General features: G+C 43.3%; 19 protein-coding genes and 2 riboswitches. Of the genes, 14 read left to right on the plus strand and 5 right to left on the minus strand.

All coding sequences use genetic code 11. The features are described from left to right. Positions 1-135: 135 nt before the first annotated feature. Positions 136-705 carry an indolepyruvate oxidoreductase subunit beta gene (locus VB077_RS08325; RefSeq protein WP_323414764.1) on the plus strand — a complete coding sequence of 190 codons (570 nt, stop codon included), beginning with the start codon at positions 136-138 and terminating at the stop codon, positions 703-705. A 34-nt stretch (positions 706-739) separates the two neighbouring features. Beyond that, positions 740-1,810: a butyrate kinase gene (gene buk / locus VB077_RS08330; protein WP_323414765.1), complete on the plus strand. Its 1,071-nt coding sequence runs from the start codon at positions 740-742 to the stop codon at positions 1,808-1,810. A gap of 78 nt (positions 1,811-1,888) precedes the next feature. On the opposite strand, the gene nrfD is transcribed toward buk, so the two are convergent. From nrfD to VB077_RS08355, 5 genes are all read right to left on the minus strand, one after another. Further along, complete coding sequence (gene nrfD, locus VB077_RS08335; RefSeq protein WP_323414766.1) at positions 1,889-3,154, minus strand: NrfD/PsrC family molybdoenzyme membrane anchor subunit; 1,266 nt, start codon at positions 3,152-3,154, stop codon at positions 1,889-1,891. A gap of 34 nt (positions 3,155-3,188) precedes the next feature. Next, the gene (locus VB077_RS08340; RefSeq protein WP_323414767.1) at positions 3,189-3,875 is read right to left on the minus strand and encodes a 4Fe-4S dicluster domain-containing protein; all 687 of its coding nucleotides are present in this window, start codon (positions 3,873-3,875) and stop codon (positions 3,189-3,191) included. Then, the gene (locus VB077_RS08345) at positions 3,872-6,442 is read right to left on the minus strand and encodes a molybdopterin-dependent oxidoreductase (protein ID WP_323414768.1); all 2,571 of its coding nucleotides are present in this window, start codon (positions 6,440-6,442) and stop codon (positions 3,872-3,874) included. Before VB077_RS08345 ends, VB077_RS08340 begins: the two co-directional genes overlap by 4 nt. Positions 6,443-6,474: 32 nt before the next feature. Next, on the minus strand, positions 6,475-6,879 hold the full coding sequence (locus VB077_RS08350; protein WP_323414769.1) for a hemerythrin domain-containing protein: 405 nt from the start codon (positions 6,877-6,879) through the stop codon (positions 6,475-6,477). A gap of 149 nt (positions 6,880-7,028) precedes the next feature. Then, positions 7,029-7,724: a Crp/Fnr family transcriptional regulator gene (locus VB077_RS08355; RefSeq protein ID WP_323414770.1), complete on the minus strand. Its 696-nt coding sequence runs from the start codon at positions 7,722-7,724 to the stop codon at positions 7,029-7,031. Between the two features lie 381 nt (positions 7,725-8,105). Here VB077_RS08355 and nhaC point away from each other — a divergent pair, with 381 nt between their 5' ends. The 12 genes from nhaC to VB077_RS08415 all read left to right on the plus strand — a co-directional run bounded on the left by nhaC (position 8,106) and on the right by VB077_RS08415 (position 20,687). Next, positions 8,106-9,536, plus strand: coding sequence for a Na+/H+ antiporter NhaC (nhaC, locus tag VB077_RS08360; protein ID WP_323414771.1), 1,431 nt, complete (start codon positions 8,106-8,108; stop codon positions 9,534-9,536). Between the two features lie 56 nt (positions 9,537-9,592). After that, positions 9,593-10,699: a Leu/Phe/Val dehydrogenase gene (locus VB077_RS08365; protein WP_323414772.1), complete on the plus strand. Its 1,107-nt coding sequence runs from the start codon at positions 9,593-9,595 to the stop codon at positions 10,697-10,699. Between the two features lie 53 nt (positions 10,700-10,752). Then, on the plus strand, positions 10,753-12,237 hold the full coding sequence (locus VB077_RS08370) for an aryl-sulfate sulfotransferase (protein ID WP_323414773.1): 1,485 nt from the start codon (positions 10,753-10,755) through the stop codon (positions 12,235-12,237). A gap of 72 nt (positions 12,238-12,309) precedes the next feature. Next, positions 12,310-12,528 carry a hypothetical protein gene (locus VB077_RS08375; RefSeq protein ID WP_323414774.1) on the plus strand — a complete coding sequence of 73 codons (219 nt, stop codon included), beginning with the start codon at positions 12,310-12,312 and terminating at the stop codon, positions 12,526-12,528. Between the two features lie 223 nt (positions 12,529-12,751). Then, entirely contained in the window at positions 12,752-13,453 is a 702-nt protein-coding gene (locus tag VB077_RS08380; RefSeq protein WP_323414775.1) for an arginase, read from the plus strand. 76 nt (positions 13,454-13,529) lie between these two features. Then, a riboswitch (TPP riboswitch) is annotated at positions 13,530-13,636 on the plus strand. Positions 13,637-13,846: 210 nt separating this feature from the next. Next, the gene (locus VB077_RS08385) at positions 13,847-14,143 is read left to right on the plus strand and encodes a thiamine-binding protein (protein WP_416337046.1); all 297 of its coding nucleotides are present in this window, start codon (positions 13,847-13,849) and stop codon (positions 14,141-14,143) included. Then, on the plus strand, positions 14,115-14,894 hold the full coding sequence (locus VB077_RS08390; RefSeq protein WP_323414776.1) for an ABC transporter permease: 780 nt from the start codon (positions 14,115-14,117) through the stop codon (positions 14,892-14,894). The genes VB077_RS08385 and VB077_RS08390 overlap by 29 nt, the downstream gene beginning before the upstream one ends. Before the next feature lie 18 nt (positions 14,895-14,912). Further along, positions 14,913-15,914 (plus strand): ABC transporter substrate-binding protein, encoded by a 1,002-nt coding sequence (locus tag VB077_RS08395; protein ID WP_323414777.1) that lies wholly within the window; start codon positions 14,913-14,915, stop codon positions 15,912-15,914. Positions 15,915-15,939: 25 nt separating this feature from the next. Further along, positions 15,940-16,686: an ABC transporter ATP-binding protein gene (locus tag VB077_RS08400; protein ID WP_323414778.1), complete on the plus strand. Its 747-nt coding sequence runs from the start codon at positions 15,940-15,942 to the stop codon at positions 16,684-16,686. A gap of 72 nt (positions 16,687-16,758) precedes the next feature. After that, entirely contained in the window at positions 16,759-17,307 is a 549-nt protein-coding gene (locus VB077_RS08405) for a manganese catalase family protein (protein ID WP_323414779.1), read from the plus strand. 53 nt (positions 17,308-17,360) lie between these two features. Continuing rightward, a riboswitch (M-box (ykoK) riboswitch) is annotated at positions 17,361-17,533 on the plus strand. A gap of 120 nt (positions 17,534-17,653) precedes the next feature. After that, positions 17,654-19,381: an ABC transporter permease gene (locus tag VB077_RS08410; protein ID WP_323414780.1), complete on the plus strand. Its 1,728-nt coding sequence runs from the start codon at positions 17,654-17,656 to the stop codon at positions 19,379-19,381. A gap of 16 nt (positions 19,382-19,397) precedes the next feature. After that, complete coding sequence (locus VB077_RS08415; RefSeq protein ID WP_323414781.1) at positions 19,398-20,687, plus strand: nitrate/sulfonate/bicarbonate ABC transporter ATP-binding protein; 1,290 nt, start codon at positions 19,398-19,400, stop codon at positions 20,685-20,687. Positions 20,688-20,700: the final 13 nt, after the last annotated feature.

A 20,700-nucleotide genomic window follows, 5' to 3' on the forward strand; every position in this document is an offset into this window, starting at 1 on the left:
GCAGCCCACTCACCTCCTCGTGATTTGTAGTTAACTGTTATCCCTATGGCTGTAGAATAGTAAGAAATTAGCTCGAAGGCAACATATTTCATGCTGTTTTGTGCCTTGAGCGAAGCGAAAGGAATGGCTATATAAATGACAAAGAGCATTCTATTAGTTGGGGTAGGGGGACAGGGTACAATACTTGCAAGTAAACTCTTGACAATGGGCCTTATGGAAGCCGGATATGATGTTAAAATGAGTGAAATTCACGGAATGTCACAAAGAGGTGGATCTGTTTCATCACAAGTAAGATATGGTGATAAGGTTGAATCTCCGGTGATTGAAATCGGTGGAGCAGATATGCTGGTATCCTTTGAAAAGATGGAAGCGTTAAGATGGCTGGAGTATTTAAAACCTGAGGGAAAAGTTGTCGTTAACGATTATGAAATCGCATCAATGCCCATTATCATCGGAAAAGCGGATTATCCGACAGGCATAATCGAAGAGCTCTCCGGCAAAGTTCAAACCACAGTCATTGATGCGGCTAAACATGCGGAAGAGCTGGGAAATCCAAAGGTTATGAATGTCATTTTACTCGGTATGATTATCCAATCGATGAAACTTAACGACATCAATTGGGCGAAGATTATTATAGATAATGTTAAACCTCAGTTTGTAGACTTGAATCTGAAAGCGCTCGAAGTAGGAATGAATTTAGTTTAGGGTCCACAGAATGTTTATGGAGGGACACGAGTGTATGGGGTATAAGATTTTAGCGATCAATCCCGGTTCTACTTCGACTAAAATAGCATTGTATGAAGATGAAAAAGAACTATTTTGTGAAACGTTAAATCATCCGCACAAGGAAATTGAGAAATATGCCAAAGTGCAGGAGCAATTTGAAATGAGAAAAGACGTTGTACTCTCCTGCCTAAGAAAGCATGGTTTTGATGTTGATCAATTGTCCGCTGTGGTGGGAAGGGGCGGAATGCTTCCTTCCGTAAAATCGGGGGCCTATATCGTTAATCAACAAATGCTTGATCGGTTAATAAATAACCCGGCAATGGAACATGCTTCGAATTTAGGGGCTTTAATTGCTTATGAAATAGCTAATTTAGCAGGTATTTCAGCCTATATTTATGATTCTGTCCGCGTAGATGAACTCAAACCGATTGCTCGTATATCCGGTATGCCGGAGATCACTAGAGCCAGTTCCAGCCATGCCTTGAACACAAGAGCAATGGCTATAAAATTAGCTAAAAAACTAGGCCGAAAATATAGTGATATGAATTTTATTGTCGCTCATTTGGGCGGAGGCATCTCCTTAAATGTCCATGAAAGGGGACAATTGGTAGACGTCATTCCTGATGACGATGGCCCGTTCTCTCCTGAGGGATCGGGGAGAGTATTCTGTAAAGACCTTATTAATCTTTGCTATTCCGGGAAGTATGACGAAAATACAATGCTAAAAAAAGTGCGCGGGAATGGCGGGTTAAAGGCATATCTTAACACCAAAGATGCCCGAGAAGTCGAAGAGATGATCTTAAACGGGAATGAAGAAGCAAAGCTTGTCTATGAAGCCATGGCTTATCAAGTGGCTAAAGGAATCGGTGAACTGGCAACAGTCGTCGAGGGGAAAGTCGATGCGATTATTCTTACCGGAGGCGTGGCTTATTCAGAAATGTTAACTTCCTGGATTAAAAAGCGTGTCGAGTTTATTGCACCTGTTGAAATAATGCCCGGGGAAAATGAAATGGAATCTTTGGCCTTTGGTACATTAAGAGTACTCCGAGGAGAAGAGGAAGCAAGAGTTTACAGCGAGCAATAGAAATTAGTGCCCGAACTTAGAAAAGTTACCTGCATAGGAAAAAGCCGCAAAGATTTTTTATCCTTGCGGCTTTGGCAATTAACTAACCTTTTTACCCGGTAAAAAAGTATACTTTTTAAGGAAGAACGATACCACAAATATAACGATCCCAAAAGGAAGCAACGCAATAGCCATTTCAGGCAAAGTGGGAAAATACGACCAAGAACTGACGAATGTTGATACCCCTTCTTGATATTGCCCCACGGCAACGGGATAAGCCCAATTTTCAATTCCTGTGCCATTGATATTAAGACTTAAAGGGATCGCGTTAAATGACGGGAACATCAGCATCATCCGATGGGCAAAAACGCCGATGAAAAGGAGAACAGATCCAAGAACAAAGGATTTTCGGGAACTTTTACCTTTCTGGGTAAAGAAATAAATCATGGTAAAGCCCGGTAAGAGGATTTCGGTTGCATAAACCAAACCATAGCGTCCAAAAATAAGTGAGAAAAGTTCATGGGCCTCAGGTTTCCCCCACCAAGCATGGATCAGTAAATCTACGGCAACAAAGAAAAAATGAAAAACTAGGGCCCCCGCGACAATACCCGCTAAAATTTTGAATGCATCATGATACTCGGCAAACCGATCCTTGCCGGCAAAAAGAAGGGAAATCAAAAGAACCAAGGCTGTTCCCGAGGCAACGGCAACCGAGATAAAGTCGGGTGGAAGAATCGCCGTATTCCACCAGCCCCGCGAGGCTTGGGTGGCAAATATCAAAGCCGTAACCGTATGAATGAGAATGGCAATCGGAAGACCGATGATTGCGACGCGCTTGGACCATTTCTTAGAAAACGCTTGAATTTCTTCGAATGAGTGCTTCTTTGTCCATCCATTCCAAAAGCCCCGTCCTTCCTCCTTCCAATCAGGAAGAAGCTGGAAGTAAACACTGAGGAAGGTCACAACGAGATACGAACTGATGACGATAACATCCCAAATAAGCGGTGACCGAAAATTAGGATGAAGAAACATATTAAAGATCCGCCCCACGCGTCCCATGTCCGGCAAAATCATCGCTCCTGCCGCAAGTGAGCAGGCGAAGGCCGATAATGAGGCGATCTTCGTCAAAGGCTTTAACTTCTCTAAATTAAACAAATAGACAGAGGATGAGACAATAAGTCCTCCCGCTGCTATTCCTACAAAAAAGGCAAAGGTCGCAATATAAAGTCCCCAACTAAAGGAATTTCTCATATCCGTGACAATAAGACCTTGCTTGAGTTGAAACCCCCAAACGCTCAGACTGATTAAAATAAGGACAATGCCAAATGCAAGCACACCATTGAGCCGCTTATTGTTTATTGCCATTTCTAACACCTCTTATACCATTTAATGTGCTGGTTTAACGATTGGGCTTGCTAGCCGGGAGATAGTAGACTTTAGGCTTAGTCCCCAACTCTTCTTTAAGGCGAAAGGCCTGACGATCACGAATCAAACGGCTTACTTCAGAATCAGGATCATCAAGATCACCAAAAATCCGGGCTTTCGAGGGACATGAACGAACACAGGCCGGATCTTCACCTTTTGAGGTGTATTGAAAACAGAAGGTGCATTTCTCTACGACCCCTTGTGGACGATTGGGGGTGTAAACAAGCTGTCCTTGTTTATCCCTGACATCGGTTGGATATCCATAATCGTAGTCTTCTTTATAACCGACTCGTTCTTTTGCTTTGCGGGGATCTTCCCAGTTAAACTGGCGGACATTATAGGGACAAGCTGCAATGCAATAACGGCATCCAATACAGCGGTCATAATTAACAAGTACGACACCGCGTTCATCCGTATAGGTTGCTCCCACGGGGCAAACCTTTTGGCAGGGGGCATTGTCACACATTTGGCAGGATACGGGAAGAAAGCTCATTTGCAAATGTTCGCCCTCGCCTATGGCAGTCTGATGATGTGAACTTCCCGGCGTAAATACACGATTCCACCATGTCCCGGGGGGTTGGGCATTATGAGATTTGCACGCTACAGTACACGTGCGGCATCCGATACATTTATCCAAATCAATGACCATTCCCAATCTCATCGGTCATCACTCACCTTTCTTACGTCACAGAGGCATTCGTTCCAAGCCGTATTGGGAGCCCACATTCCGGGAACAAAATAGACCTCGTGAGTCGGCTTAATAAATGGATACGTTAATGAGTTATACGAAGCCCCTTTTAAATACCGATTCCACCAACCCTCTTCAAAGACGGCGACTTTCCGCCCTGCCCCCGGATCAACGATCGCAAAAGCGGTAACCGTGCCGCGATCATTATAGATTTCGACTTCATCCCCATCCTGAATGCCTTTTTCCGAAGCATCTTCCGGATTTAGCCAAACATGGGGCTTGCTCTCTTGAAGTTCGTTCATCCAGATGTTGTTCGAATGGGTAGAGTGTACACGGTAGATGGCATTCCGAGTGATATAGCTAAACGTATATTTTTCACGGGCTTGTGGATTGAGGGCATACTCGCTTTCTTCAAAGGGAGGCTTATGAACCGGCAAGGCTTCTCCCGCTTGAAGAAAGATATCCTCATCTTTATAGAACTCTATTCTTCCGCTTTTAACAAACTGTGCTGTCTGTTCAAGTTTTACGGGAAGACTAACCGGAGGGAACGGTTTTTTATACTGGACTTGCTCATAAAAGGGAATTTGACGATTACCGGGCACTTCCGATTTTAAGCGAACCGGTCCCTTTTTCAGCTGTTCCAGCGTAATCCCCTCAACGGTAGGTCCCCCGGTACTTAACATCAGTTTGATCGCCTCTTCGGCTGCTTGATCGGCATCCAAACCGGGATAGAAGTATTTCTCAAACTCGGGATTTAAGCGTTTGGCCAGTTCTCTCATGATCCAAAGTTCGGGTTTTCCCTCGTAAACAGGTGTGATCGCCGGCTGCTGTAATTGCAGATAAGGATGAACAGGGGTTGCCACAAGATCCGTTTTTTCATACCATGTTACGGCCGGCAGGACGACATGACTATATTTACAGCTTGTCGTCATTTGGAAATCCATCGTCACCACTAATTCAAGCTCCCCGGACTCTACTTTTGACCGAAGAATATTGGACATATTGTGCTGATCAAAAGGATTTCCCCACCCAAAGATCAAGGCCTTGATGCCGTTCTTGGGATACTTGGCTTTCATTGTTTTCGTGGGGCCATTGAGCATATAGAGGAAGGGCAGCCAGTTTTGTTTTCGTCCTTCCGGAACCCACCACTCTGCCACTTTAAGACGGATGCGGTATTGTCCGGCATAGGTTGAAATTCCCGACCCGGATTGTCCGAGGTTTCCGGTTAAAACGTTAATTAAGGCAAGAGCCCGCCCCTTGAGATCCCCGTGGTACCATTGATAATTACTTGCACCGTAGACAATATGAAGCGGTTTTGTTGCAGCCATTTCATGGGCAATACGGACGAGCGTGTCCTTTTTAACTCCTGATTCTTTTTCCACTTCCTCGGGAGTATATTTTTCTAAGCTTTCTTTAAGAAGTAAAAATGCGGGCTTAGCCTTGACCTTTTCCCCGCTCTTGAGGGGGACCTCGACTTCGCTCTCAAGCGTGATGTCCAGCGGAAGATCCAGTTTTTCAGGATGAATGGCAATGAATTGTCCATTATAAGCGACATAGGACTCCCGATAAGCAGGTACATCGGCAGGTTTGCTTAAGTCCTGGACCTCCTCTGCCTTGATTCGTTTTCCATTATCGGTACGGATAAGGAGTGGCAAATCCGTAAACGTTTTAATGAAGGCCTCATCATAGAGTTTCTCATCAACGATCACTTTTGAAATTCCAAGGGCAACCGCGCCATCACTGCTCACGTTAAGCGGTACCCATTCGTCCGCTTTAGCCGCCGTTGGACTAAAGTTAGGGTCGAATACGACAATCTTAGCGCCGCGATTTCTCGCCTCAACCAGAAAATGAGCGTCCGGAAGGCGGGTTGCCATGATATTTGAACCAAAAATAGCAATATAGCGTGAATTTAACCATTCGCGCGGTTCAAGTTCCTCCGATTGTACGCCAAAGGTCATCGGCCAGAACATGGGCAAATCTCCATTTTGATCATAGGCATGATGGATGTTCCAACCTGCCAGGGTAGCCAACCGCGATACGGCTCCTTTTTGTACATAGCCTGTTCCGCCGACCTGAAAAGCTACGCCGATGGATTCGGGACCATATTTTTCGGCAATTTCCTTAAGACGCTTTGCTGTAAAATCCAGGGCCTCATCCCATGTTGATGGCTGCAATTCGTCAGAGCCTGGTTTACCCTTCTGAATCAATGGCGTTTTTAGGCGATCCGGTCCATAGACAAGGTTCATCATGGACAATCCCTTGAGACAGCCCCTGGGGTTATACTCGGATTCAGGATAATCTGCCGCTTGCTCAATCGCCTTGATTTCGTTATCTTCGACAATGGCATTCAGTCCACAGGCCCCCGTACAATTTGGAGAACATGTTGTGCGAACGGTTTTCAGATTCGGTGCTGTATCCTCACCCTCGGCAGCGGCGCTCTTGGCAAATCCTACGGCTCCTGACGTTCCGATTAAAACTCCTGCGGCAGCGGTTGCATTAAGGAATTGGCGCCGAGTTAGTCTGAATTTATCTTTTTTCACTTAAATCACTCCAATATTTAAGAAATCAATAGCTAAAGCAACGGATATAACTTTTGGTCTTCAATATTCAGGCGATTTTTCAGCGCGGAAATAACGGTTTTGGATTCTGCCACAAACTTTTGAGGTTCAGCTTTAATGTTCGATGCGATCATGTAGGTGTTTTTATATTCCATAAACTTCGCCGATAAATTTCTCATTTCCAGATTAAACTGCTGAGCAATCTTGGGTATATTTTCGTTTTTAGAACGCTCTAATGTCGGGTAAAGATATTCATCCTCCGCTTTTAAATGGAGACCTAAGATTCCGGAAAGTTGACTGATCTTTAAAGATAAGTGAAAGGCCTGCTCTGCCACATCTTCTGAGTTAATCCCGAGTTCGATCTCGTGAACCAGTTTCCGTATGGACAAATGCTGATTTTTCAATAGATCAATATTCATTGCTTATTCCCCCTTTCACAATTAAGTTTAACGGAATGAAAAAAAGAAGCCGTGATTCAGATCACGGTATAGCTGTTAGACATAACACATATTGCGCAACGCCCTCGGGTCTTTTGCGCACGAAAAAGGGGCTGTTATTGCGACAGCCCCTATCTTTCGGTAAAAATTTCTTTTAACTTTTCAAGGTCTTTGACGATAATTAGATGCGTGTGGTCTTCTAACGCTTGGAGTTCCTTCAAATGTTTTAGAACTTGGTTGACTGTAACTCGGTGCATCCCTAGCGTACTGGCTATATCCTCTTGAGAAAGAGAAATAGTCGCGGTTCCGTTTTTGTCTGTAAGGATATGCCCTTGGTACAGGAGGTAGATGAGTTTAGCTACGCGTATAAGGGGTTTATTAAAAACACAATCTTCAACTTGCGTCGATAAAATATGAACCTTTCGCGAAAGCGTTCTAATAATAGACAAAGTAAGCTCGGGATATTTCGGGATTATTTCCTGCATTACGATATCTTTAGGATAAATATATACTTCGCAATCTGCCATAGCGAGGAAGTTATAGTCACAGGGTTTTTGGTTAAAAAAAGCTGTTTCGCCAAAAATGCAACCGGCGTCAATATACCAAAGAATTTTTTGACTCCCGGAAGGACTTAGGGCAACTGTTTTAATTCGTCCCTTTTTTAAATAATAGATACAATCAATGTGTTCACCACTGTGTATGATTATTTCTTTCTTTTTAAATTGTTTAAGGACACCGTGTATAGTGAGGGTATTCCACTCAGTATGCGTGCTTTTACGTATCCAAGGAGAACCCAGTAATTCAAATCCTTCTGAATATTCATCCAAAGAGAATCCCCCTTTGTACTGATCATTCTAGACTTTGTTATTTTCACCACAAAGAAGATAGCATACTTTTTAATGTTAATCAATCTTTTATTTCAAAGTGTTAGGGAAAAAGACGTATCGCTTGTTAAATAAGTTTCAAAGTTGTTAATTTGACAACAGATTTTGAAAGACTCCGATAATATAATCAACTTAGAAGGTAACCATGCATGGGACTTATTTCGCTAATTAGCGGAATACCTCCTTCTACGGATTTAGAATTCTAGAGAAAGGAAGAATAAACAATTATCATTGGGTGAGACACTCCAAATAAATATGCATCTTTAAAAGTACCATGATCTGGGTTGCCCGTGTCGAATTTGAAACGGAATGGAGAGGTCTATTATGATGACAGATGGTTGTCCCAAAAAACCAGGGTTAATTGAAGCTGTTGTGGCATTTGTAATTCCGGTACTTGTTATTCTTTGGGGTACGGCTGTTGCCAAGCTGCCCGCGCTTCTCCCGATTATTATTGCAGCGGCAATTGCTTCTTTAATCGGAAAGTTCTGGGGATATTCCTGGGATGAAATGCAAAAGGGAATGTTTGATTCTATTTACCGGGTCCATATTGCTATTTTAATCTTAATCGCTGTAGGTATGTTAATTGGTGTTTGGATTCTTGCCGGTACTATTCCAACGATCATCTACTGGGGCTTAAAACTTATATCTCCATCGTTTTTTTTGGTTACAACTTTCTTATTATGTGTTGTTGCTTCAACTGCGACCGGAACATCGTTTGGTACGATGGGAACAGTAGGTATTGCTTTATTGGGTGTGGGTCAGGCCTTGGGCTATCCGCTGCCATGGGTTGTGGGTTCTATAGTTTCAGGAGCGTATTTCGGGGATAAGATGTCTCCGGTATCTGATTCGACAAATATTGCTTCTTCGGTTAGCGAAGTTGATCTGTTTAGCCATATTGGTTCGATGATGTGGACAACAATACCTGCTGCTGTGGTAACGGCTATCATTTACCTTATTGTGGGTTTGAACCACGGCGGCGGAAACAATTTAGGAACGGATGTCGCAACTCTCCTTCAAGCACTTGAGGGAACCTTCGATCTTTCACTATGGACCTTAGTTCCACCTTTATTATTGATTATTTTAGCTTATCGCCGAGTTCCGGCGGTCCCTCTTCTTATGATATCTGTTGTTCTTGGGGCTATAGTTGCGGTGATTTTCCAAGGACAGTCAATGATTGAAATTATTAACGCATCGATCAAGGGTTATGTCGGAAACTCCGGTGTTAAACAATTGGACTCGTTGCTTACCCGCGGGGGAATTAACAGTATCACGGGTACAGTTATGTTGTTGATCGCTGCCGTTTCTTTTGGCGGAGTGTTAGAAAAGATTGGGGTATTGGAAGCTATTGTTCAGGCCAGTTTAAAATGGGCTACCAATACCGGACGACTGATTATTTCCGTTATTTTTGCAAGCTATATCATGTTAATTGGTACAGGGAGTCAAGCGATTGCCATGATTATTCCTGCACGTGCGTATGCTCCTGTCTTTAAAGAAAGAGATATCAATCTGAGGGTTCTTTCCCGAACCGTTGAAGATAGCGGATGTATTGCGAGTCCTCTTTTGCCTTGGAGTGTGCATGCTTTCTATATCCTGGGCGTGCTTGGAGTAAGTGCCTTTGAATATGCACCCTATGCGATTATGTGCTGGATCGTTCCGATATTTTCAATAACTTATGGCTATACAGGGTTTGCAATATGGCGGTCGGACAATACGCCTGTTCGTAAACCTGCAATTGCTGCAAAGGCCGAAGACTAAGAAGACTAAGAAGACTAAAATATAATCAAAAATCAAGAATCAAGGGGAGAATTAAGATGCCACAAGATAAGAGGGACCAAGTTTTTAGCATTTTTGAACAAATGGAGAAATACGGTCACGAACAATTGATTTTTAATTATGATAAAACGACCGGACTTAAAGCGATTATTGGTATTCATGATACAACTCTAGGACCCGCTCTTGGCGGCTGTCGGATGTGGAATTATGAGAGCGAACAAGATGCCATCACAGATGTACTTCGTCTTTCCCGCGGAATGACTTATAAGTGCGCAGTTTCTAATGTTATGTGCGGCGGCGGTAAAACCGTGATCATCGGTGATGCCAGAAAGGATAAATCCGATGAGCTATTTCAAGCTTTAGGAACTTTTGTTGAAACCTTGAAGGGACGTTTTTGGACAGGAACTGATGTCGGAACGGTAGGAATGGACTTTGTTTCCGCACACAAACAAACGAAATTTGTTAATGGCTTGCCTGAAGAGTACGGCGGCAGCGGAAATTCCGGAATTATTACCGCATTTGGGGTATACAAAGCGATGAAAGCAACGGCCAAAGCGGCTTTCGGAACGGATTCCCTAAAAGGATTAACGGTTGCCGTTCAAGGTCTTGGTAAAGTGGGTAAAGTTCTCACCCAACATCTCCTTGATGAAGGGGCAAAGGTTTTTGCAACTGATATTTTCGAAGATAATGTAAAGCTTGTCAAAGAAGCACATCCAGAAGTTACCATGGTTAAACCGGATGAGATCCTTAGGATAAAATGCGATATCTTCTCTCCAAATGCCTTAGGAGCCATTATTAACGACGAAACAATTCCTCTATTAACGTGTAAAGCAATTTGCGGTGCGGCAAACAACCAGTTAGCCGAGCCTCGCCATGGCGATAAACTTCATGAAATGGGTATTCTTTATGCACCGGATTATGTAGCTAATGCCGGCGGGCTTATTGCCGTAGCGGATGAGTTCCATGGATTCAATAAAGAACGGGCCTTCAAAAATGCCGGCTTGATTTATGATACCATGAGCCGTATTTTTGAAGTTTCTAAGAAAGAAAACAAACCAACCTATCTTGTAGCTGATTTGCTGGTTGAGGAAAAACTGGATAAGGTCATGCGTTTACAAAATAAATTTACGGTTCAAGGTCAATAGAGACAAATAAAGACTGCTTTGCCAGTTTTGCATAGGTAAGGAGTGTTGTTAAAATGGGTCAGCCTTTTATTCATCCTACAGGTGTTACAATGTATAATCCGGAAAAATGTTATAACGGATACACGATGATTAATGCACCCGGTTTAGGTTGTGTAATTATTGACATGAATGGTAATGTTGTTCGTGTATTTAAAGATCTTCTTGGAATGCCTAATAAATTGCTTCCCGGGGGTTATGTCATGGGAAGCCGTGGCCGAAGAAATGCTAAATTCGGTTATCAAGACCAAATCGACCTTATCCAAGTGGATTGGGAAGGTAAAGTGGTTTGGGAATTCAGTAAAAAAGAGTATATTGAAGATGAAGGCGAAGAGCCGCGCTGGATGGCCCGTCAGCACCATGATTATCAAAGAGAAGGCAACCCTGTCGGTTACTATGTGCCGGGAATGGATTGTAAGACCGATAGTGGCAACACCTTAATCCTTTGCCATGACAACTGTTATAACAAGAAGATCTCTGACAAACAACTTTTGGATGATGTTATCATTGAAGTGGACTGGGAAGGAAATATTGTTTGGGAATGGCATGCGGTAGACCACTTTAAAGAATATGGTTTCAGTGCTGCTGCTAAATTAGCCATCTATAAAAATCCGAACATGCATGAAGCGGGCGGCGGAATGGGCGACTGGCTGCACATTAACTCCATGAGCGTTCTCGGCCCCAACAAATGGTACGATAAAGGGGATGAGCGTTTCCATCCGGATAACATCATTTGGGATTCCCGTGAGGCCAATTTCATTGCGATTATTTCCAAGGAAACCGGTAAAGTCGTTTGGAAAATGGGACCTGATTTTGCCGACGATCCGAGGCTGCGGAAAATCGGACAAATTATCGGACAACACCATGTTCATATGATTCCCCAGGGACTTCCCGGAGCAGGAAACATCCTGATCTTTGATAATGGCGGTTGGTCTGGTTATGGCGCACCCAGCAACGTTTCCAAAGATGGTACAAAAGTCAATCTTGCTGACCGTTCTCGTGTTCTTGAATTAAACCCTGTAACCATGAAAGTGGTTTGGCAACTTACAGCCAGTGAACTTATGGGTTATGGTGAACCATTAATTAATGATTATCGTTTTTATAGTCCGTTAACCAGTACGGCTCAACGTCTTCCGAATGGCAATACCTTTATTACTGAAGGGGTAGGCGGTCGTTTCTTCGAGGTGACTCGGATGAAAGATGTTGTGTGGGAATTCATCTCGCCATTTACCGAAAATCTAGGAGAGGTTTACTATCGGGGTTATCGTTATCCTTACAGCTATATACCCCAACTTCCTGAACCAAAAGAAACGGCTATCCCCATGCTTGATATTCATAAATTCCGTGTTCCCGGAGCAGCTGATTGCGAAATTAAAGGGGTTGTCGGTGTCGAAGGAACGATCGGATATCCCCAGGTTAAGCAAGCCTGCGTTGCCGCAGGGGATCAGGATCTCTCCTTAAAAGAAGACGATGATGATGATGAAGGTTTCAATTTATTCTAATGAGTTTGACAACGCCATAATGCAACTGTTAGTATTTAATTATACAATCCAAAAACAAGCTTTTTGGAAAGGGTGAGCCGTTTGTCAAAACTCTACGCTGTTTATACAATTGCAAAAACCGAGGAGCGGTTTTTGGGTCAAGCGTATTTAACAGAAAAGGATCTCCAAGCCATTGAAGACAGTTTTATAGGCAAGCTTCAATCGGAACATCTTATTACGCTTACAGATGGGGACGTTGTCAACATCAGCATGATTGAATCAATCGAAGAGATTATGCCCGACGGGGAATAAACAAAAAGAGAACCGCACGTCTAGTGCGGTTCTCAACTGCATAGTATAAAAAGGGTTCAGGGTTCTTCCTTCTTGGCACACAATTCTCTTTATTTCATTTCTCAAATCTCAATCTCGTTTCCGTGTTTCTCTTCGAGAAGATATCCCTGAACCCTTATAACTTGAAATCATAAAAAGGGTTAAAAGCCTATACCCATTGTTGGTTGTTCGGAGGTGGTTGACGATGGGAGAAAGCTTATTATCGATCGATTGGGATTATTTCATCTACATTCAAAAGAGAAATTGGGGGTCGTATACCGAAAATAAAAGGACCATTACTGATTTGTGGTATAAGCGGTATATTCTAATGAAAGAAAGCGGGGCAAATATCCAGAAGTATTTCCGATTATCCTCAAAGCTAGACCAATTTTGGAATGAGATTTTTCAAATCTTTCATCTTGAAAAAGACGTAAAGGTCTATGTGTCCGGCTCGCATGCCTTATCGTATGATATTGCCCGTGCGAATGGCATCGAAACAGTGTACCTTTTCGACGCCCATGCAGATTTGGGCTATGGGGGCCTATCTTCGCTTGATTTTGAAGTTAACTGCGCAAATTGGCTGGGGAAGCTTCTCAAAGAAAAACGTATACGTCAGGCAGAGATTATTTATAGTCCTTTTACCGCCGAGAAACCGGAGAACTTCAGGTCTATCAACAAGATGTTTAAGGTTCAATACCCGTCATTATCTGACTTGAATTCAGGGATTAATGTATCGGCGGTTCATATCTGCCGATCAGGGGCTTGGGCGCCTCCCTGGTTTGATCAGAGATTTTCTCAATTTATCCACGAGTTGGGTATTCCTTATCAAATCATGGATTGTCCGCCGCGTAAATGGGACACCAAAAACATTAGCTTTTCGGACAGAATTATGTATATGATGGCATAATGCATGAAGTGGAATAATATGAAGAACAGATCTAAGTTGACATGTAGATATCCTAGTGCTATGATGAATTAAATTCATAAAGTTGTGGGGGAGCTGAACAATCGGCTGAGAGGGAAATAGTGTTTCCGACCCAATGACCTGATCTAGGTAATGCTAGCGGAGGGACAAAATCCATGTATCACATGATGTGCATCCTGTGAATAAAACCTTCTGCCAGTCAGAAGGTTTTTTTAATTTATCCGATGACTAACCGCCACTAAGACTCCCATTTCTTAAGTCGGAGATAAGTGGCGCTAAGTCCCTGGATAAGTCAACTAAACTTCAGATGGAGTCAAAACTCCACCTGAAGTAAGTTTCCTTTAGCAAAATACCAATAAGGAGGAGTAGTTACACATGATTAATGCGAGCGTTGCAATTCAAGTTTTACCGAAAGTTGAGGACGAAGAACTGATTCGTGTCGTGGATAAGGTGATCGCCTACATAAAATCGACGGGATTAAATACATATGTGGGTCCCTTTGAAACAACCATTGAAGGAGAATATGAGCAGCTTATGGACATCGTAAAACGCTGTCAGCTGATTTGTATCGAGGAAGGTGCCCCCAGTGTCATGTCCTATGTAAAAATAAGTTATAAGCCGGAAGGCGGGATTTTGACGATCGATGAAAAGGTTACAAAGCATCACCAATAAGCTTTATCCGACAGCACTATTACTCTTTTTGTTCCTGTTATGGTATTTGGTGACCGAAATTGGCCTGGTTCCCAAGTTTATGCTGCCTTCGCCGGCGGATGTGCTTCGAGCTTTCGTTCGTTCGTTTCCGGAACTGATGCAGCATGCTCGGGTAACGCTCACTGAAGCGTTTAGCGGACTGGGTATCAGTATTGTTTTAGCATTTATTATTGCCCTTATGATGGACCGGTATGAGGGTTTGTATAAAGCAATGCATCCCATTTTAGTCATCACTCAGACCATTCCTACCGTTGCGCTTGCACCGCTGCTGGTGCTGTGGTTAGGGTATGATATGGCTCCTAAAATAACACTGGTGGTCTTAACATGTTTTTTCCCGATGACCATTGCTCTTTTGGGTGGATTTAAATCCTCTGATGCGGATGCCATGAATCTAATGCGGGCGATGGGAGCTAATAAGCGGCAGATCTATCGTTATATTAAGCTGCCTAATGCCCTGCCCGGTTTTTTCTCAGGTCTTAAAATATCGGTTTCTTATTCCATCGTTGGCGCAGTCATCGCGGAATGGCTGGGCGGGAACAGCGGACTGGGCGTATATATGACCCGGGTGCGCAAATCCTATGCTTTTGATAAAATGTTTGCTGTTATTTTTCTGATTGTTATATTGAGTCTGTTATTGATGAAAGGCGTAGAGCTGCTGGAGCGAAAAACAATGCCTTGGACACAGATTGAGAAGGAAAAGAATTCTGTATAATGTTAAGGAGATGGCTTCGTGAAGAAAAAGTTAATGGCGATGATCATGGTGCTTTTTATGGTGATAGGATTAGCGGGATGCGGGCAGAGCAATACGCCGAAATCTGCCGAGCAAACCCCTAAAAAGATTACGTTTGTTCTGGACTGGACCCCCAATACCAACCATACCGGACTATATGTGGCTCAAGAACTGGGGTATTTTAAAGATGCCGGCTTGGACGTCGACATCATTCAGCCGCCTGAAGGAGGGGCTCTGCCCTTGATAGCTTCGGGCAAGGCCGATTTCGGCGTTAGTTTCCAGGAGGAAATTGCGTCTGCCTTAACATCGGATAGTCCTTTGGATGTTGTAGCCGTAGGAACCATTTTGCAGCACAATACCTCTGGAATTATTTCTTTAAAAAAGGATAATATCCAAAGACCCAAGGATATGGAGAATAAGGTATATGCAACCTGGGATACCCCTGTTGAAAAGGCAATCTTGAAACAAGTGATCACCAAGGATGGCGGAAACTACGACAAAGTAAAAATGATCCCAAACACAGTAACCGATATTATGTCAGCTTTGCAAAGTAATGTTGATGCGGTATGGGTTTATTACGGATGGGAGGGAGTGGCCACTCAGGTGAAGGGGTTGGATACCCATTTCTTTGCCTTTAAGGATATTGATCCGGTATTGGATTACTATACCCCGGTCATTGCCACGAGCCAGACCTATCTTAAGGAAAATCCGGAGACAGCGAAGAAGTTTCTAGCCGCTGTTGCCAAAGGATATGAATATGCTATTGACAACCCTGATGAGGCTGCTAATATCTTGGTAAAGAATGTGCCTGAGATTGACCCCGAGATTGCAAAGGCAGGTCAGAAGTATTTAGCCGATCAGTATAAAGCTGAGGTCAAACAGTGGGGTTATATCGATCCGGATCGGTGGAACAATTTCTATGCTTGGATGTATGACCAGAAGCTTATCCCCAAGAAACTTGAGGCCGGAGCAGGCTTTACCAATGCGTATCTGCCACAATAGGATAAGCTAGCGTATAGGAGTGAAAATGGCGGCAACAAAACTTGAGACACGAAATATCTCTAAATGTTATGCGGGTGAACTCATTATTAAGGATATCAATATCAGCCTTAGAGAAAACGAGTTAGTGAGCCTGCTCGGTGTAAGCGGTATCGGAAAAAGCACCTTGTTTAACGTGATTGCCGGTGTCCTTCATCCGGATAGGGGACAAGTATTCCTTAATGGTGAGGATATCACCGGACAAGCGGGCAAAGTGAGCTATATGCAGCAAAAGGATCTGTTGCAGCCCCATATGACGGTGCTTGATAATGTTGCCTTGCCGCTTTTCATTCGCGGGATGCGCAAAAGTGAGGCCCGAGAGCAGGCGTTGAGCCTTTTTGCGGAGTTTGGACTGGCGGGTACGCAAAAGAAGTATCCAACGCAGCTCTCAGGAGGCATGCGCCAACGCGCCGCACTTTTAAGAACGTATTTGTTCTCCCAGGATGTTGCCCTTTTCGATGAGCCTTTTTCGGCTCTGGATGCCATCACCAAAAGTGCAATGCACCAATGGTATCTGGCACTGATGGATCGCATTAATATGTCCGCCTTGTTTATAACGCACGATATTGATGAAGCGATTTTTCTTTCGGACAGGGTCTACATTATGACGGGCCCGCCGGGGATGATTGCTTCTGAGATTGTTATCGATATACCACGACCCCGTGGAGATGCATTTTTGGTTTCGGATGCGTTTATAGATTATAAACGGCAAATCATTAAGCTTCTCGCCCATTAAGTGGTGCTGTTAAGTAGCAATAGGTTCTAGTTTTCATATAGTGAGGTAGGCTCTGATTTAGGGGGGAGGATCATGTTTACCTTTTGCAACAGACTTTTGTATCCGGTTCAGGTCGAACGTCAAGATCCCAGGTTTGGTCAAATTCTTCTCGAACATTACGGGGGAAAGGACAGTGAGTTTTCGGCCGCAACTCAATATCAAAATCACAGAGCGAACATGCCTAATCCTTATGTAGCTAAACTCTTAGGAATGATTGCGGCTGAAGAAGCAAGTCATATGGAAATGATTGCGGTGGCGATCAAGCGGTTAGGCGGACCTCCGCTCAGTTATGTGAATTCCCAAGGAACGCCTTGGAATCTCAGCTATGTTGATCAAAGTCTTGATCCCATTGCCATGCTTCAAGCGGATGCTGAAGCAGAGATACGAGCCCAAGCTTTATACAATCAACATTTTACGATGACTCAGGACCCCGGCCTTAAGCAAATGATCGGTTTCTTAGGGAGCAGGGAAGATGTACACAAACACCTTTTTCAAACGGCCCAAGGTTTGATTCTGCAGGGGGCATGTGTTGAGCAGTTCAGGCAGTTAATTTACGATTATAAGGCGAGTCTGCAGGTATGACTTTGAATTTTCAATTGACAAATGCTGAGAATAGTATTATCCTTCAATATAATTGAATTCTTCGTTAGGTGAGGCTCCTATACGAACAAAGGCCACTGCCCGGAAATGTCGAGAGACGCCAATGGGTAGAACAGGTATTACCGGATTAAGGTTTTACTTAAGGTGGCTGAATGGAATGTTCATTCTACGTCGTGTAGTGCCAAAACTCAAACGAGCGGGGAAAGCGAGGCTTGGTTATTAACCTGGGCTGTACACTTTTTGTGTGCTTTTCCCAGGTTATTTTTATTGCCACTATTGCAAACTAAAGGCAGCCATAAGATAGTGGTGTGGATTGGAAGTGTTACTGATGCGTAGGGAATTTATTCAAACTCAACAGACAAGGAAATTTGGGTGGGTAGATATTTTAGTCATTGTTTTATCCTTTGGCTTACTTTACTTTATACTTTCCCTGGGAAGCGGAATGAAAGCCCCCGTTGTTCCTGAGCAGATCTCTGAGATAAGCCTTGATCCTCTGCTGCTTCCTTATTATGCCGGACGGTCTTTGATAAGAATGTTCTTAGCCTATGGTTTGTCTCTTGTATTTACTTTTGTCTATGGTCATATTGCTGCCTATAATAAAAGTGCGAGTATAGTTATGGTTCCATTACTTGATATTTTACAATCCATTCCGGTTTTAGGTTTCTTGTCAGTGACCGTCACAGGGTTGATCGGCTTATTTCCCGGCAGTATGCTCGGACCCGAGTTAGCCTCGATTTTTGCGATCTTTACCGGGCAGGCATGGAACATGACGTTTAGCTTTTACTACTCGGTAACGGCCATCCCAAGCGAGTTGCGGGAAGTTTCCGCTATGACAAATATGTCCGTATTCAGTAAATTTACCAAGCTGGAACTCCCTTATTCCATGATCGGATTGGTTTGGAATAGTATGATGTCATTCGGAGGAGGTTGGTTTTTCCTCGCCGCCAGTGAGGCCATTACAGTTTTAGGTAAAGATATTAAACTACCGGGAATTGGTTCTTACATGGCAACAGCTATTGACAAGGGAGATATAAATGCAATTTATCTATCCATTGTCACAATGATAATTACGATTGTTGTTGTAGACCAATTGTTTTGGCGACCTCTGGTTGCCTGGTCGCAGAAATTCAAGATGGAGCAGTCTGAAGGTGATGAGCAGAAATCCTGGTTTTTGGATCTATTGAGAAAGTCTGTTGTCATTTCTCAAGTACAAACTGTTGTCAGGACCATCGCCTTAAAAATCAAATCATCAATCAAAGGAATTAATCGTAATAAGCTTAATCTAAAAGAAAACACCCTTATAAAATTTTGGGTCCGTTTACTCAAATGGGGCGCAGCCTTTGGAGTAATTTATGTTATAATCAATCATGTTTTTGATGGACTCTTATTGGTTTTGCAGCTCAGTCAAAGCGATTTGCTTAAGGCTATTGGCTATGGGGGTTATACTTTCTTGCGTGTCTTGGCGGGGACGTTGATCGGCACCCTGTGGACTGTACCTGTGGGCGTGTCCATCGGATTAAACCCCAAACTTGCTCGTTTCGCCCAACCTTTGATTCAAATTGCGGCTTCTTTCCCGGCCAACATGGTTTTCCCTTTTATCACTCTATTTTATCTTAACTACCATATAAGCATTGAAATAGGTGCCGTGCCCCTGATGATTTTAGGTACACAATGGTACATTCTCTTTAATGTCATCGCCGGTGCTTTAGCAATTCCCAATGATTTAAAGGAAGCCAGTACGGTTTTAGGGCTTAATTGCTACGAAAGATGGAAAAAGCTCATTCTACCGGCGATATTTCCCTATCTTGTTACCGGTTGGATTACTGCCAGCGGCGGAGCATGGAATGCAAGCATTGTTTCCGAAATTGTCTCCTGGCAAAACCATGATTTGATCGCTACCGGTTTAGGGGCTTATATAGCCTCTGCAACCTATGAAGGCAACTGGCCGAAAATTATTTGGGGAATTACAGTAATGGCTCTGATTGTCGTTTTTACCAATCGACTGATTTGGCGAAAGTTATATAAACTCGCAAACGAGAAATTCAATATCGCCTAGAAGGAGGGTTAGTCTTATGGCAGAAGCATTAATCAAATTGGATCATATCTTTAAGACCTATGACTTGCCCGGAAACAATAATTCTACTGTACTTTCCGATATAAACTTGGAAATACAGGAAGGCGAATTTGTGGCTATCTTGGGACCCTCCGGTTCCGGTAAATCGACTTTGCTGCGAATCATTGCCGGATTGGTAGAACCGAGTCAGGGGAAAGTATACTACAAAAATGAAAGCGGTGAAGGATTCAGAACGGGAATGAGTATGGTCTTTCAATCCTTTGCCTTGTTTCCGTGGCTTACCGTTTTGGAAAACGTCAAGTTGGGTTTAAAGAATAACCATAGCCTTGACGAAAAGCAGAAAGAAGAAAAGGCCATAGAAATTATTGATATGATAGGATTAGACGGGTTTGAAAGAGCTTACCCCAAAGAACTCTCCGGTGGTATGAAACAAAGGGTTGGACTGGGCCGGGCTTTGGTGATGGAACCGGATCTCTTGTTGATGGATGAGCCGTTTTCCGCCTTGGACGTGTTAACCGCCGAGAACCTGAAACGTGATTTACTGGAGCTTTGGATGGAGAAACGGATACCCACAAAGTCAATCATTATGGTAACCCATGGGATTGAAGAAGCGGTATATATGGCTAATCGGGCAGTCGTTTTATCCAGAGACCCGGCTAGAGTAGTTGCCAATATTCCAATTAACTTACCGCACTGGCGGGATAAACAAGATAGAATGTTTACAGCTCTGGTAGACAAAATCTATTCGATTTTGACGACCAAAGAGGTTGGAGCTGCAACTTACAAAGAAGATAAAACCAAGAAATTAGCTCAGTTACCTAACGCACGTTCCGGAGCTTTAACGGGTTTTATCGAGTTACTTGAGGATATCGGTCAAAAAACAGATTTATATAAATTAGGAGACCAACTGAATCTAGACCTTGAAGACCTTTTGCCGATTGTGGAAGCTGCCTCAATGCTGCAACTGGTAATGATTAAGGAAGGGGATATTGAACTAACCCCTATCGGGAAAGCGTTTGCTGAAGCAACAGTTTTAGAGAGAAAAGAAATCTTTAGAGAACAGGCTTTGCAACGTGTGGGAAGTCTAAATACAGTCTTTTCGGCTTTAAATTCTAAATCAAATGGGAAGATGCCGGAAGAATTTTTTCTAAATATACTAACCCGTCATTTTGGTGAAGAAGAGGCTCAAAATCAGCTTAACACGATTATAGATTGGGGTAGGTATGCGGAGCTGTTTGCCTATGATGAGCATGTTGGCCAGTTATTTTTAGAAAAAGAAGAGGACTAAACGGAAGGAGTAA

The sequence above is a fragment of the Desulfitobacterium sp. genome (assembly GCF_034927245.1).
Taxonomy (GTDB): Bacteria; Bacillota; Desulfitobacteriia; order Desulfitobacteriales; family Desulfitobacteriaceae; genus Desulfitobacterium_A.

Coding starts and splice junctions, on each gene's coding strand:
- VB077_RS08325 (WP_323414764.1), top strand. CDS start 136: ATGACAAAGAGCATTCTATTAGTTGGGGTAGGGGGACAGGGTACAATA.
- buk (WP_323414765.1), top strand. CDS start 740: ATGGGGTATAAGATTTTAGCGATCAATCCCGGTTCTACTTCGACTAAA.
- nrfD (WP_323414766.1), bottom strand. CDS start 3,154: ATGGCAATAAACAATAAGCGGCTCAATGGTGTGCTTGCATTTGGCATT.
- VB077_RS08340 (WP_323414767.1), bottom strand. CDS start 3,875: ATGAGATTGGGAATGGTCATTGATTTGGATAAATGTATCGGATGCCGC.
- VB077_RS08350 (WP_323414769.1), bottom strand. CDS start 6,879: ATGAATATTGATCTATTGAAAAATCAGCATTTGTCCATACGGAAACTG.
- nhaC (WP_323414771.1), top strand. CDS start 8,106: ATGATGACAGATGGTTGTCCCAAAAAACCAGGGTTAATTGAAGCTGTT.
- VB077_RS08365 (WP_323414772.1), top strand. CDS start 9,593: ATGCCACAAGATAAGAGGGACCAAGTTTTTAGCATTTTTGAACAAATG.
- VB077_RS08370 (WP_323414773.1), top strand. CDS start 10,753: ATGGGTCAGCCTTTTATTCATCCTACAGGTGTTACAATGTATAATCCG.
- VB077_RS08380 (WP_323414775.1), top strand. CDS start 12,752: ATGGGAGAAAGCTTATTATCGATCGATTGGGATTATTTCATCTACATT.
- VB077_RS08385 (WP_416337046.1), top strand. CDS start 13,847: ATGATTAATGCGAGCGTTGCAATTCAAGTTTTACCGAAAGTTGAGGAC.
- VB077_RS08390 (WP_323414776.1), top strand. CDS start 14,115: ATGAAAAGGTTACAAAGCATCACCAATAAGCTTTATCCGACAGCACTA.
- VB077_RS08400 (WP_323414778.1), top strand. CDS start 15,940: ATGGCGGCAACAAAACTTGAGACACGAAATATCTCTAAATGTTATGCG.
- VB077_RS08405 (WP_323414779.1), top strand. CDS start 16,759: ATGTTTACCTTTTGCAACAGACTTTTGTATCCGGTTCAGGTCGAACGT.
- VB077_RS08410 (WP_323414780.1), top strand. CDS start 17,654: ATGCGTAGGGAATTTATTCAAACTCAACAGACAAGGAAATTTGGGTGG.
- VB077_RS08415 (WP_323414781.1), top strand. CDS start 19,398: ATGGCAGAAGCATTAATCAAATTGGATCATATCTTTAAGACCTATGAC.